The organism is Bacteroides caccae, from assembly GCF_002222615.2.
GTDB classification, from domain to species: Bacteria; Bacteroidota; Bacteroidia; order Bacteroidales; family Bacteroidaceae; genus Bacteroides; species Bacteroides caccae.
In genome coordinates this window covers 4,063,502-4,078,599 of the sequence record NZ_CP022412.2, presented here as the reverse complement: position 1 = coordinate 4,078,599, position 15,098 = coordinate 4,063,502, and the positions used below count along the sequence as shown (strand labels likewise).

Here is a 15,098-nt window from a genome sequence, read left to right as displayed (position 1 = left end):
AAATGCTCCTTGTTTTATGGTAGTCGGCAAAGTTAGCGAATTTATCGGGAGTTTGTATTATCTTTGCGTCACATTATTACGATTTAAGAATATTATGAAGCTGAAAAACTATCTTTTACTTTTGGCTCTTCTTCTGGCTGTGGGAGTGAGGGCACAGGTGCCGACGGGCGACAAATATCCCAAACGTGAGTTTCGTGCTGCATGGATACAGGCTGTCAACGGACAGTTTCGCGGTGTTCCCACAGAACGACTGAAACAAACACTGATTAGCCAGTTGAACTCGCTTCAAGGGGCAGGTATTAATGCGATTATCTTTCAAGTGCGTCCCGAAGCGGATGCGTTGTATGCTTCGCAACATGAACCGTGGAGCCGTTTTCTGACAGGGACACAAGGACAAATGCCTTCGCCTATGTGGGACCCGATGCAGTTTATGATTGAGGAATGCCGGAAACGGAATATGGAGTTTCATGCCTGGATTAATCCTTATCGGGTGAAAACCTCCCTGAAGAACCAGTTGGCGCCGGAACATATATATAATCAGCATCCGGAATGGTTTGTTACTTATGGAGACCAATTGTACTTCGACCCGGCACTTCCCGAGAGTCGTGAATATATCTGTAAGATCGTGACGGATATTGTGTCCCGCTATGATGTGGACGCTATCCACATGGATGACTATTTCTATCCTTATCCTATTAAGGGAGTCGATTTTCCCGATAACGCAAGTTTTGCCCGTTATGGCGGAGGCTTTACTAACAAGGCGGACTGGAGACGTAGTAATGTGAATGTGTTGATTAAGAAATTGCACGAAACCATTCGGGGGGTGAAGCCGTGGGTAAAGTTCGGAATCAGTCCGTTCGGAATCTATCGTAATCAGAAAAGTGACCCGTTGGGAAGTAATACCAATGGCTTGCAGAATTATGACGATCTGTATGCTGATGTTCTGCTCTGGGCGCGTGAAGGCTGGATTGATTATAATATTCCGCAGATTTACTGGGAAATCGGTCATAAGGCGGCCGACTATGAGACATTGGTGAAGTGGTGGGCTACGCATTCGGAGAACCGTCCGTTATTTATCGGCCAGTCAGTGACAAATACGATTCAGCACGCTGACCCGCAGAATCCTTCTATGAATCAGCTTCCCCGGAAAATGGCTTTACAGCGTGCTTACCAGACGATTGGCGGTAGTTGTCAATGGTATGCGGCAGCTGTTGTTGAAAATCAGGGAAGATATCGCGATGCGCTGGTTTCGGAATATCACAAATATCCGGCATTAATCCCCGTATTCGACTTTATGGATGATAAGGCTCCGGACAAGGTGCGCAAGATGAAGAAAATATGGACTGAAGACGGCTATGTGCTTTTCTGGACTGCTCCGAAAGCTGAAACGGAAATGGATAAGGCTGTGCAATATGTGGTCTATCGTTTTGGCAGAAAAGAAAAGGTGAATCTTGACGACCCTTCACATATTGTTGCTATCACCCGTAATCCTTTCTACAAACTTCCATACGAAACAGGAAAAACAAAGTACCGCTATGTGGTGACTGCGTTAGACCGTCTTCATAATGAATCGAAGTCGGTTAGCAAGAAAGTAAAACTGTGATAAAAGTAAAACTGTAATAAGTGAAGAATAGAAAAAGAGGCTGACTAACAATTCAGTAGTATCTTCAATTCTCCTCCTTCGGGAAGGAGGAGTCCCCGTAGGGGGAGGTGGTAGGAAAATACATAAGTCGTTTATTTTCAATATTGTGTATCCGCCTACCACCCCAGCAATTAATAAAGCAATAATCCTGCAATGCCGCAGGCTATAATCATTAATATAGGATTAGCTTTATATTTTCTGGTTCCGATGAAAGCGACTAGAAAGATGATAATACTGATAACGAATGAGTAAGTGTCAGTTGTCGGTGAACCGAAATTTTCTACATTCATCAATACCAGTGCGGCGGAAGCCAACAGGCCGACAACTGCGGGACGCAGTCCGCTAAATATGGATTCTACTACCGGATGTTTCTGATATTTCAGGAAGAATTTGCTAATGGTCAGCATCAAGATGAAGGAGGGGAGGACTACAGCAAAGGTAGCAATGACCGATCCCACGACACTCCCCGTAGAGGTGAATCCGACGTACGTAGCCGCATTAATCCCGATAGGTCCCGGTGTCATTTGGCTGATTGCAACAATATCCGTGAACTCCTGCGAGCTCACCCAACCATAACGGGTTACTACTTCCCCTTGAATCATGGAGAGCATCGCATAACCTCCTCCAAATCCAAAGAGCCCGATCTTAAAAAACGTATAGAATAACTGAAGATAGATCATCTCTTTTTAATTTTTTACCATGAATCTTGAATAATGAACAGGGAATGATAACTCTCGACTCTCCATTCTCAACTTTCTACTTTTCTAAATTTTCCCCAAAGGAAGCCTCCCACTCCCGCAGCAATAATAATCCAGATAGGCGAGAACCCCAATAGCCAGATCAGCAGTGCCGAAACAACAGGAATCCACAGGTTGTGGCGGTTGATTTTAGCGGACCGGCCCATTGTGAAAGTCGGGGCGGCAATAAGTGCCACTACCGCTGGTCGGATTCCTTTGAAGATGCGTTCCACAATCGGGTTGTCTTTAAAACTATGGAAAAATAGAGCAATCGCCAATATAATGATGAAGGAAGGCAAAATTGTTCCTAATGCTGTGATAATACTTCCTCGGATACCACGCAACTTGTATCCTATAAAGATAGAAATATTGACTGCCAAAATGCCCGGAGCAGATTGGGAGATAGCCAGCAGGTCGATAAAATCTTCCTGCGCAATCCATTTCCGCTTCGTAACAATTTCATTCTCAATAAGCGGCACCATTGCGTACCCTCCTCCGATAGTAAAGGCGCCTATTTTAAAAAAAATTCCAAATGATTCGAGATAGATGTTCATTCTTTCTTTTCTCCTCCTTTCTTGTTTGTTCTCTTTTCTTTGCCGTATTGGCTGGGACTTACGTTAAAATGCTTCTTGAATACTTCACGGAAGTATTTCGCATCACTGAATCCTGTCATTTCTGCTATTTCTGTTATGCTATGTGTGTTCTCTTTCAACAACTGCACGGCATACTTCAACCGGATCAGACGGATATAATCTCCCGGAGCCTGGTCGGTCAATGCCCTGAGTTTGTTGTAGAAACTTGTACGGCTCATGCCTACCAGGTTGCAAAGTACATCTACGGTAAGGGCCGGGTTATCTATATTGTCTTTTATATGCTTTTTGACGTTGGCAATAAACTTCCAGTCAATGTCCTGTGAGCAGTTGATGCATTCGTCATCTTCTTCCTCATCATCCAGCTCCAGATTGGCATACTTACTGCGCAAAAGAGCACGGTTAGTCAGCAGATTGTCGACAGTCGCTTTTAATATACCTATATTAAACGGTTTCAAGATGTATTCGTCGGCACCGATTTTAAGTCCGGACAAGATATCTTTCTCATTATTCAGAGCTGTCAGCAGGATAACCGGAATGTGCGATGTCTCTATGTTGTTTTTGAGTTCCTTGCATAATTCGTCTCCCCGCATTTCCGGCATCATAATATCAGAGATAACCAACTCCGGTTTGTATTCGGGGATGATCGTCAACGCTTCTTTTCCGTTGGAACACGTTTGTACAGTATATTCTTCTGATAATGTCTGCAACAGATAGTTGCGTAATTCATCGTTATCCTCCACAATCAGAATCCGCCGGTGTTCGCCGTTCAACTTCTTATGTGCGTTTTCGTATATTTCGGGTGAGGGAGCAGGTACATTGCTTAGGGTTCTGTTTTCCTGACGTTGTTTGCTCAGTGTTGCCAGATGTGCCTTACGGAAACGCTTGCTGTCTTTCGGGAAAGATACCTTGATAACCGAACCTTGATTTTCCACACTCGACAAATTAATCTTACCTTTATGCAGCCGCACTAATTTCCAAACAAGCATCAGTCCGATCCCGCTACCCGTCACTTTGGAGTTGATTGCATTGCTGCCACGGAAATGCAGCTTGAACAGTTTTTTCTGTTCGCTGGCCGGAATTCCGATTCCTGTATCCCTAACTTCGACGCTCCACGAGTCTGTATTGTCGGACACGAAAATCTGTACATTACCGTTTTCCGGAGTGTACTTCAAGGCGTTCGAGATTATGTTTTTCAGGATTGATTCCATTTTTTCCTTATCAAACCATACATTCATATACCTGAAATTACTTTCGTGGGTGAAGTTGATATGTTTGATATTGGCGTACTGCTGGAAAGCATTGTATATTTCGGTTGTAAATGTGTTCAGTTCATGTTCCGAAATATATAGTTCGGAGGAATATACGTCCGCCCTCTCGAAGTTTATTAGATTGGTGGTGAGACGTAGCAGGGCATTTACATTCCGTAATGCGGTATTCATATTGGATATTCCTTCCTTGCTTAGTTCTTCTTTTTCACGAAGATCTTCCAGTGGCGCTTTGATAAGCGTCAACGGAGTACGGATGTCGTGTGCAGTGTTGATAAAGAAATGAATCTTTTCGTCGGACACTTTACGTTGTTTCCTTAGGATCAGAATACGTAATGAGACAGCAGCGATAAAGACAAGGATAACGATATAGAGCAACATTGCCCAAACGGTCAGCCAAAAAGGCTGGGCGATGATAATATCTATACTCCTTTCTTCGAGCATAATACGCTGGTCCTCATTGGAGATAGCGCGTACCCTTAACGTATATTTTCCCGGTGCGAGGTTAGTATAACGGATTGTGTTTTCTGTCCCCGGTTTGCTCCATTCTTCGTAAAAGCCTTCCAGTTTCCAGGAATAAAGGACATTAGAAGGATAGTCATAGTTGATAGAAGAAACCTGTAACGAGAAAATATTCTGGTTATATTTTAATTTCAGCTCTTTCGTATTGTTGATACTTGCCTTTAGCGGGGAATTTTTGTCTCCCGGGTAGATCGTTTGATAAAACAGTTTGAAATCGCTGAATATCATTTTGGAAGAATAGGTTCTGGGCAGTTTCATGTCTTTATTGAACTCTACTGCCCCGTTCGAACTTCCGAAAATAAAGTTATTGTTCTTTCGCAGGGTACCGGACAATGCATTGAAATGTGTGGTCATAAGTCCCATTTCTTTTGTCCAGTTGTGAAATGTTTTTTGGTTAGGATAAAAGCTGGTCAGACCGTTTTCCGTGCTAAGCAAAATATCTTCGTCAGCGTCTGAAAGCAAGGTATAGATATTGTTGGAAATCAATGCGCAATTTCCCGTATGATAATGAGTGAACAGTTTGGTGTGAGGATCGTAAATTAATAATCCGGAGCCACTGGTTCCTATATATAGCGATCCTTTCTTGGTCTGGTATAAAGAATATATATAGTTTGATTCTACGGGAAGTTTGATACGTTCATATTTACCCGATTCTTTATCCAATAAAAACAATCCGGTCGCACTGCCTATCCACATACTTTTGGCATCGCGTTCGAGAATTGCAGTAATGGAGTTCAGTCCGTGGTACAGTTGTATATTTTTAGTGTGTACATTGATACGTTTCAGATTATAAAATCCTCCGCTCCAGATATTTCCTTGTGAGTCTTTACGGATATCACGTATATCACGTATATACTTATCCGGGCGTATGTTCTCATATGCATACGAAGCCGGAGTAAAATAGCTGACATTGGAAGATCTCTTGTCTATCTGATAAATGCCGGAGAAGTATCCGCCGGCCCAGACAACTCCGGGAAGCACTTCGCACAGGGTAGTGAAAATATGACTTCTGCTATCCTGGTTCTTCTCAAAAGAACTGAGGAAGGAACGCCATTGTCCGGTCTTGGAATTTAAGAGACTGATTCCATTATTGGTTCCGAACCATAAGTCACCGTCACTGTCTTCGATAATCGAATTAACCTGGTCGTTTATCAAAGACTGTCTGTTGCCGATAGAATGCTTGATCCATTTATAGCTGGAATAGCGATTATTCTGTACGGTGATTCCGATAGGGTAGTTCGCCAACCATATCCGTTCTTCTTCATCTATATAAAGATCATTGATACTGTTGCCGTTCATGCCGTTATTACTGTTGTAATCAGCAATAATGTAAGGCTCCATCTGATAGGTTTCAACATTCATTTTATGCACACCGCCGCCATCTGACGCTATCAACAATTCTTTGGCGTTTAAGGGCTTGATTCGTGTAATGCTGATATCTTTCAGACTATGTGGAGGTTGTGTGACGGACTTGGTCGACATATCATAGATGAGCACTCCCCGTTGGAAAGTTCCGATAAACAATTTACGAATCTTTGTGTCGAAATGTAGATCGAGTATTTGTGCTTTCACATTCTCCAGCTTGTCGCAGTGAATAAGTTCCAGTGTGTTGTTTTCCAACTTGGCATAGTGGATTCCCATTTCCGTGCCAATGAAGTAATGTGTGTCGTCAATCTGTTCGATGTCATTGATTTCTTCACTGATGTCATTCTTTATGTGAGTGACTTCTCCTGTATCCGTGTTATAAATAAAGATAGTTTCCTCATTACACAACCAGATATGCTTGCTCTGATCGAGCCATGCGAAACTTACCGGAGCCGGCAAATCACGGAAGTTCTCTATGGGCAGTTTATATACGAGTGTGAAGCAGTCGTGGATCTGGTCATACCGGAATATCTTTCCTTTTTTCCCGATTTCCCATAATACGTCTTCCTTATCAATATATAGCCAATTGAGGTTCAGTAGCGAATTAACCTCTACGTCACCGTCCATTAGTTTGTATCGTTTGAAATCTTTTCCATTGTATCTGTCAATACCTTCATGGGTGAGGAACCACATATATCCGGTTCTGTCTTTCTGGATATAGTAAACTCGCCGGTTGCTTAGCCCATCTTCCACTCCAATATATTGGTACGTCTGAGCGATACAGGTTAGAGGAAACAATAAGATTAGAAAAATCCATTTTTTCATATAAATAGGACTTTTAAGGGTTATTGAATCTTGTTCTGAGGGGGAAAGTTTGACAAAATTAAGAAGATTTTTCGACACTACAAAATTTTGGAGTAAGGATTACGTCGTACTTGAATTGAAGCGGATGAGGAGCTTTTTCAGCTATTTGTATTTAGTGCTTATTTGTGGAACTTTAGTTGTATATAAACGAATTTAGGTAGTAGGAATATTGGGATAAACTAAAAGGCTAGTACTTTTTGGGAAGTACCAGCCTTAAAAAATATAAAGCAATTATTTATCTCACCTTTTCTTCAATCCACTTGCGGGCATTGACAAATGCTTCAATCCACGGAGTTACCTGATCGCTGTTTTTGCGGTCTGCCGGATAACAACCGTTCTGCCATGGGAAGATAGCGCGTTCCAAGTGAGGCATCATAGCCAGATGACGACCGTCGGCGCTGGCAAGTCCGGCGATAGAATAGTCGGAACCGTTCGGGTTTCCGGGATATTCGTCATAGCTGTATTTTGCCACTACATTATATTTGTCTTCATCGTAAGGCAGAGAGAATTTTCCTTCTCCGTGAGCTACCCAGATACCTAGTTTGCTACCGCTCAATGAACCGAACATAACGCTGCGGTTGGTAGGGATAGTCAGGCCGACAAAGGTAGACTCGAATTTATGGGAATCATTGTGAAGCATCTTACCTTTCTTTTTGTGTTCAGGATTGATAAGTCCAAGCTCCATCATCAACTGGCAACCGTTACAGATACCCAGTGACAATGTATCTTCACGAGCATAGAATTTATCGAGTGCTTCTTTTGCCTTTTCGTTGAACAAGAAACCGCCTGCCCAGCCTTTGGCTGAACCAAGTACATCGGAGTTGGAGAAACCGCCGCAATAAACGATCATGTTTACGTCTTCCAGTGTTTCACGTCCGCTGATAAGGTCGGTCATTGTCACATCTTTCACGTCAAAACCTGCCAAATAGAGTGAATAAGCCATTTCGCGTTCGCCGTTCGTTCCTTTTTCGCGGATGATAGCTGCGCGGACACCGCTCGGAGTACGACGGTCCGGAGTAATACCGTATTGAGAAAGTTTGCCTTTGAATTCTGGCATGAAAGCAAATTCAACCGGCTGCATCTTGTAGTTTTCAAAACGTTTTTTGGCGCAACCGTTCATGGACTGTTTGCGGTCGAGCAGGTAAGAAGAAGAATACCATACATCACGCATATAGTCGATACCGAATTGGTAGGTAGCGTCTCCTTTGGATACGAGGATGTGGCGTTCGTCGGTAGGTTTACCCAACTTCAGGTAGCCTACGCCTGCGTCTTCCAGAATCTTCTTCACCTCTTCTTTGTGCTTGTCGCTGACCTGGATAACAATACCCGGATTTTCTGCAAACAGAATCTTGACAATATCCTGTTCCTTCATCTTGTCGAGGCTGATTTCCATACCGCCTTCCACATTGGCGAAGCACATTTCGAGCAATGTAGTGATCAGACCACCGGCAGAAATATCATGTCCGGCAAGAATCAATCCTTTGTTTACAAGTTCCTGTACGGCAAGGAAAGCATCGCGGAAATACTCTGCGTCTTGTACGCAAGGCACATCGTCACCCACTTTGCCCAATGACTGTGCAAAGGCGGAACCGCCGAGCTTCAGTTCGTCGAAGCTGAAGTCAATATGATAAAGAGTTGTTTTTTCGTTGTTTACCAATACCGGAGATACAACCTTCTTCACGTCGGAAACTTCGCCGCCTGCCGATACAATTACTGTTCCCGGAGAAATTACTTTTTCGCCGTTCGGATACTTCTGCGTCATAGACAGAGAATCTTTTCCGGTAGGAACGTTGATTTGCAGGGCGCAGCAGAAGTCGCTCAATGCTTTCACGGCAGTGTAGAGACGAGCGTCTTCACCTTCCTGTGAACGGCAAGGCCACATCCAGTTGGCAGACAGGGAGATGCTGTCCATGCCCTCTGCCATAGGAGCCCAGACAAGGTTAGTCAGTGCTTCGGATACAGAAAGTATAGAACCGGCAGCCGGATCGGCCAATGCTGCTTGCGGAGCGTGTCCGATAGAGGTAGCGATACCTTTCTCGCCACGGTAGTCGAGTGCTACGACACCACAGTCGCTCAACGGCAATTGAAGTTCACCTTGGCATTGCTGACGGGCTACTTTACCTGTTACCGAACGGTCTACTTTATTGGTCAGCCAATCCTTGCAAGCCACTGCTTCGAGCTGCAATACATTGGTCAGGTATTCATGCAGTTGAGACAATTCGTATTTCGGCATTTCATAATGACGTTCTACGGTTTTGTCTATCATATATGTCTTGGGAGATGAACCGAACATCTGTTCTACGGCAAGATCGAACGGACGTACACCGTCAGCTTGTTGGAAAGCAAAGCGGTGGTCGCCTGTCGTTTCTCCGACTACGTACATCGGGGCACGTTCACGTTCTGCAATCTTGCGCACATGTTCGATAGCTTCTTCTTTGATAAGAAGTCCCATACGTTCCTGGCTTTCATTGGCGATGATTTCTTTGGCAGACAGCGTTTTGTCACCGATAGGCAACTTGCTCATGTCGATCAGACCGCCGCATTCTTCCACCAATTCCGACAGACAGTTGACGTGACCTGCCGAACCATGGTCATGAATAGAAACAACCGGATTCACATCTTCTTCACAAAGGGCACGGACTACGTTGTTGGCACGTTTCTGCATTTCTGCATTCGCACGCTGCACGGCGTTCAACTCGATACCACTACTGTAACGACCGGTATCTACTGAAGATACGGAACCGCCGCCAAGTCCGATTCGGTAGTTGTCACCACCGATAACGACTACTTTGTTTCCGGCTTCCGGTGCGCCTTTCAGACAGTCGCGCTGTGTACCGTAGCCTACACCTCCGGCAAGCATGATAACTTTGTCATAGCCGTAAACCTCATTGTTCTCTGTATGTTCGAAAGTCAGTACCGAACCGCAGATCAGCGGCTGGCCGAACTTGTTTCCGAAATCGGAAGCGCCATTGGACGCCTTAATCAGAATCTGTTCCGGAGTCTGGTACAACCATTTGCGTACCGGAAGGATTTCTTCCCATTCGCGGCCTTCGTCTGTGCGTGGGTAAGAAGTCATGTAGACAGCAGTACCTGCAATCGGCCATGAACCTTTACCACCACCCATACGGTCACGAATTTCACCGCCTGTACCGGTAGAAGCACCGTTGAACGGCTCTACGGTTGTCGGGAAATTGTGAGTTTCCGCTTTTAGCGAGATAACACTCTTGATGTCCTTGATCTGGAAGAAATCAGGTTTTGAGTGGTCTGCCGGAGCAAATTGTTCAACAACCGGACCTTCTGCAAAGGCTACATTGTCTTTATAAGCAGAAATGATTTTATTCGGATTTTCTTGTGTAGTCTTTTTAATCATCTGAAACAAGGAGGATTCCTGTTCCACACCGTCGATGATGAACGTTCCGCCGAAGATCTTGTGACGGCAGTGCTCGGAGTTGATTTGTGCAAAACCGAAAACTTCGGAGTCGGTCAGTTTGCGTCCGAGATCGTTTTCTACTTTTTTCAAGTAGTCCATTTCTTCTTTTGAAAGAGCAAGGCCTTCTTTTTCGTTGTAGTCCTCAAGGTCTTCGATGTAGATAATTGGTTCCGGTTGGCGGTTGGTAGTGAATACGTTTTGGTCGAGTCCTTTGTACATGCGTTGCAACATCGGGTCGTGGTCGGCGTTTTCATCCTTTACGGGAAAATACTCCTCGATGCGGGTGATACCTTCGAGTCCCATGTTTTGGGTGATTTCTACTGCATTCGTACTCCAGGGAGTAATCATTTCACGGCGTGGACCGACGAAACAGCCTTTCAGGTTTTCTTCACTTTCCGTCACGGCTTCTCCAAAAAGCCAGCAGAGTTTATTACTTTCGTCCGGGGTGAGCTGATGATTGCTCTCTACGGCAATCACGCTCTTGGAAGGGGTTCTGAAAAAAAGAATCATGTTGTATATTTACGATTTTACGATTTTACGATTTACGATTGAAGTTTCTACGGGAGAAACTCTTCTCTTTTTCTGTGGTGCAAAGATAAGCAAATTCGTTGGTGGTGAGAAATAAAACGGAAATAAATATCTTGTCGGCTTTCCTTTTTATGGGCCGACTTATTTTTGCGTTGCGATGAATTAATATCGGTTTCTTATGGATTTATTTGTTGTATACCTAAAAACTGTTCCTGATGTTGCAACCATTTATTCGTCTGACAGCTGTCAGACGAATAAATTAATACCTACGGGCTGCTAGTTCTCTGTGTACAAAGATTTAGCTTTTAGGGATAAAGGGAATAATTTGCGCTGTCCGCGTTTTCGAAGTCTTATTTTAAATTTCTCCTGCTTCATGAATTAGGGATGATTCGTTGGAAAAAACGTTAATATCCTATTCTCATATCACAAAAAAGTGCGATATTTGCGGAATGATTCAGATAGAGACAATATTCGATATATTAGTTAAAGGCTTTATTATTGGCGTTGTTGTGTCCGCACCTCTCGGCCCGGTGGGCGTATTATGCATCCAAAGGACTTTGAATAAGGGGCGTTGGTACGGATTTGTGACAGGCCTGGGAGCCTCTTTGAGCGATATAGCTTACGCTCTGCTTACGGGTTATGGCATGAGCTTCGTTTCCGATTATATTAATAAAGGAAGTTTTTATCTGCAATTGCTCGGCAGCGTTATGTTGCTTGTTTTCGGAATTTATACCTTTCGCAGTAATCCGGTAAATTCTATCCGTCCGGCTTCGTCCAATAAGGGATCTTATTTTCATAATTTTATAACTGCATTTTTCGTCACTCTTTCTAACCCTTTAATCATATTCCTGTTCATCGGACTTTTTGCCCGTTTTGCCTTTGTGCAACAGGGCGTTTTAGTCTTTGAAGAGATAACGGGATATTTTGCTATCGCTGCCGGCGCATTGACTTGGTGGCTCGGAATCACTTACTTTGTGAACAAGGTACGTACTAAGTTCAACCTGCGTGGCATTTGGATACTGAATCGTGTCATTGGAAGCATTGTGATGTTGGTATCTGTAGCTGGATTGATTTATACTTTGTTGGGAGAGTCAATTTATTAGGAGATAACATTATGAATCAAATAGCTCAACAACTGAAAGAGAGAAACATTGCCGAATATCTTATATATATGTGGCAGGAAGAAGACCTCATCCGTGCCAATCATTGTGAACCGGAAGAACTGGAGACTAATGTGATTGTCCGTTATCCGGAGGACCAGCGTGCTGCCATGAGAGAGTGGTATGGCAATCTGATAACGATGATGAGTGAAGAAGGGGTACGTGAGAAAGGACATTTACAGATCAATAAGAATGTTATTCTCAACCTGACGGAGTTGCATAATGCTTTATCTTCTTCTCCTAAATTCCCTTTTTACAGTGCTGCCTATTTCAAGGCATTGCCATTTATTGTAGAGCTACGGACTAAGAACGGGAAAAAGGAGGAACCGGAACTGGAAACGTGCTTTGAAGCGTTGTACGGTGTGCTCTTACTACGTTTGCAAAAGAAGCCGATCAGTGAAGGGACGGCGAAAGCGATAGAGGCTATCAGTAGTTTTCTTTCTATGCTGGCAAACTATTATGATAAAGACCGTAAAGGTGAATTAAAACTTGATGAATAAATGAGAATTTTAGTAACGGGTGCCGACGGTCAGCTTGGCAACGAAATGCAAGTACTTGCAAAAGAGAATCCACAACATACGTATTATTTCACAGATGTGCAGGAACTGGACATCTGTGATAAACAAGCTGTATGGGCTTATATTGCGGAAAAGAGAATAGAATTGATTGTGAATTGTGCAGCTTACACGGCGGTAGATAAAGCGGAAGATAACCCGGAACTGGCCTATAAGTTGAATTGTGAAGCGGCGAAAGAGTTGGCAAGTGCTGCACAATTTAATGGTGCGGCAATGATACAGGTTTCTACCGATTATGTGTTTGACGGCACTGCCCACATTCCTTATACGGAAGATTGTGACCCTTGTCCGGATTCTGTATATGGCACTACTAAGCTGGAAGGAGAATATGATGTGATGAATTATTGTGAGAAAGCGGTAGTTATCCGTACCGCATGGCTCTATTCCACTTTCGGCAATAATTTCGTAAAGACAATGATTCGTTTAGGGAAAGAACGTGACAGTCTGGGAGTGGTTTTCGACCAGATCGGAACGCCCACTTATGCCAATGACCTCGCTCAAGCTATCTATACCATTATAAATAAAGGTATAGTTCGCGGCATCTATCATTTCAGCAATGAAGGTGTTTGCTCATGGTATGATTTTACGGTGGCTATCCATCGCTTGGCAGGAATTACTTCATGTAAAGTGAAACCTCTGCACACGGCAGAATATCCGGCGAAGGCGAACCGTCCTGCATATTCCGTACTGGATAAGACAAAGATAAAAACAACGTTCGGCATCGAAATCCCTCATTGGGAGGAAAGCCTCAAAAGATGCATTGACACCTTATAATATATATGGCAGATAATACAGAAATACAGAGACGGCGAACGTTCGCCATTATTGCGCATCCGGATGCGGGTAAGACATCATTGACGGAAAAGCTGCTGCTTTTCGGTGGTCAGATTCAGGTGGCGGGTGCTGTAAAAAGTAATAAGATTAAGAAAACGGCTACATCCGACTGGATGGAGATTGAGAAACAGCGTGGTATCTCGGTGACGACTTCTGTAATGGAATTTGATTATCGGGATTACAAGATTAACATCCTTGATACTCCGGGTCACCAGGACTTTGCCGAAGATACATATCGTACGCTGACTGCGGTAGATAGCGTTATCATCGTGGTCGACGGTGCGAAAGGTGTGGAAACCCAGACACGGAAATTGATGGAAGTGTGCCGCATGAGAAAGACTCCGGTAATTATTTTCGTTAATAAGATGGACCGTGAAGGTAAAGATCCTTTCGACTTGCTGGATGAACTGGAGGAAGAACTGATGATTCAGGTACGTCCTTTGTCCTGGCCGATTGAGCAGGGAGCACGTTTCAAGGGAGTATACAATATATATGAGCAGAAATTGGACTTGTATCAACCGTCTAAACAAATGGTGACGGAAAAGGTGGAAGTCGATATACATACGGAGGAACTGGATCAGCAGATTGGAAAGCCGTTGGCAGACAAATTGCGTGGTGATCTAGAACTGATTGAAGGCGTTTATCCCGAACTTGATGTCGAGTCTTATTTGGCAGGAGATTGCGCACCGGTATTCTTCGGTTCTGCACTGAATAACTTTGGTGTGCAGGAACTGTTAAACTGCTTTGTGGAGATTGCTCCGAGCCCTCGTCCTGTACAAGCGGAAGAACGTGAAGTAAAACCGGACGAACCTAAGTTCACCGGATTTATCTTCAAGATTACAGCCAATATCGATCCGAACCACCGTTCATGTGTTGCTTTCTGTAAGATTTGTTCCGGTAAGTTTGTGCGCAATGCACCTTATCAGCACGTCCGCCACGGGAAGACGATGCGCTTTTCGTCGCCTACTCAGTTTATGGCACAGCGTAAAACAACGATTGATGAGGCCTATGCCGGCGATATTATCGGTTTGCCGGATAACGGTACTTTCAAGATTGGCGATACGCTGACGGAAGGTGAGATATTGCATTTCCGTGGCTTACCCAGTTTCTCACCGGAGATGTTCAAGTACATTGAGAACGCAGATCCGATGAAACAGAAGCAGTTGGCGAAAGGTATCGACCAGTTGATGGACGAAGGTGTGGCACAGTTGTTTGTCAATCAGTTCAATGGACGTAAGATTATCGGTACGGTGGGACAGTTGCAGTTTGAGGTAATTCAGTATCGTTTGTTGAACGAGTATAATGCATCTTGTCGTTGGGAGCCGGTAAGTCTGTATAAGGCTTGTTGGGTGGAAAGTGATGATCCGGCAGAGTTGGAAGCTTTCAAGAAACGTAAATATCAGTATATGGCAAAGGATAGAGAGGGACGCGATGTGTTCCTTGCCGACTCCGGTTATGTACTTCAAATGGCTCAAATGGATTTTAAACACATAAAATTCCATTTTACAAGTGAATTTTAATCGCTGTTTTATAGAATTTAACTAAAAGAAAGGGTAAAAACGAAAGAAATATATCTCATATAA

9 protein-coding genes are annotated in these 15,098 nt (G+C 43.8%); 5 read left to right on the top strand and 4 right to left on the bottom strand.

Going from position 1 to position 15,098, the window contains the following annotated elements:
- Window positions 1-16: 16 nt before the first annotated feature.
- A complete protein-coding gene (locus CGC64_RS16775) occupies window positions 17-1,603 on the top strand; it encodes a glycoside hydrolase family 10 protein (RefSeq protein ID WP_005678376.1) in 1,587 nt (528 codons plus the stop codon).
- Window positions 1,604-1,773: 170 nt separating this feature from the next.
- On the opposite strand, the gene CGC64_RS16765 is transcribed toward CGC64_RS16775, so the two are convergent.
- The 4 genes from CGC64_RS16765 to purL all read right to left on the bottom strand — a co-directional run bounded on the left by CGC64_RS16765 (window position 1,774) and on the right by purL (window position 10,928).
- Window positions 1,774-2,322 carry a chromate transporter gene (locus CGC64_RS16765; protein WP_005678377.1) on the bottom strand — a complete coding sequence of 183 codons (549 nt, stop codon included), beginning with the start codon at window positions 2,320-2,322 and terminating at the stop codon, window positions 1,774-1,776.
- Between the two features lie 68 nt (window positions 2,323-2,390).
- The gene (locus CGC64_RS16760) at window positions 2,391-2,933 is read right to left on the bottom strand and encodes a chromate transporter (RefSeq protein WP_005678378.1); all 543 of its coding nucleotides are present in this window, start codon (window positions 2,931-2,933) and stop codon (window positions 2,391-2,393) included.
- Window positions 2,930-6,949, bottom strand: coding sequence for a hybrid sensor histidine kinase/response regulator transcription factor (locus tag CGC64_RS16755; RefSeq protein ID WP_005678379.1), 4,020 nt, complete (start codon window positions 6,947-6,949; stop codon window positions 2,930-2,932). Before CGC64_RS16755 ends, CGC64_RS16760 begins: the two co-directional genes overlap by 4 nt.
- Before the next feature lie 274 nt (window positions 6,950-7,223).
- Window positions 7,224-10,928 carry a phosphoribosylformylglycinamidine synthase gene (purL, locus tag CGC64_RS16750; RefSeq protein ID WP_005678380.1) on the bottom strand — a complete coding sequence of 1,235 codons (3,705 nt, stop codon included), beginning with the start codon at window positions 10,926-10,928 and terminating at the stop codon, window positions 7,224-7,226.
- 467 nt (window positions 10,929-11,395) lie between these two features.
- Here purL and CGC64_RS16745 point away from each other — a divergent pair, with 467 nt between their 5' ends.
- From CGC64_RS16745 to CGC64_RS16730, 4 genes are read left to right on the top strand one after another with little or no spacing between them, the layout of a single operon-like run.
- Window positions 11,396-12,049 (top strand): LysE family translocator, encoded by a 654-nt coding sequence (locus tag CGC64_RS16745; RefSeq protein WP_005678381.1) that lies wholly within the window; start codon window positions 11,396-11,398, stop codon window positions 12,047-12,049.
- Window positions 12,050-12,060: 11 nt separating this feature from the next.
- Window positions 12,061-12,606, top strand: a complete 546-nt coding sequence (locus CGC64_RS16740; RefSeq protein ID WP_005678382.1) for a DUF4924 family protein — start codon at window positions 12,061-12,063, stop codon at window positions 12,604-12,606.
- A complete protein-coding gene (gene rfbD, locus CGC64_RS16735) occupies window positions 12,607-13,455 on the top strand; it encodes a dTDP-4-dehydrorhamnose reductase (RefSeq protein WP_005678383.1) in 849 nt (282 codons plus the stop codon).
- A gap of 5 nt (window positions 13,456-13,460) precedes the next feature.
- Window positions 13,461-15,035 carry a peptide chain release factor 3 gene (locus CGC64_RS16730; RefSeq protein ID WP_005678384.1) on the top strand — a complete coding sequence of 525 codons (1,575 nt, stop codon included), beginning with the start codon at window positions 13,461-13,463 and terminating at the stop codon, window positions 15,033-15,035.
- The last annotated feature ends 63 nt before the right edge of the window (window positions 15,036-15,098 follow it).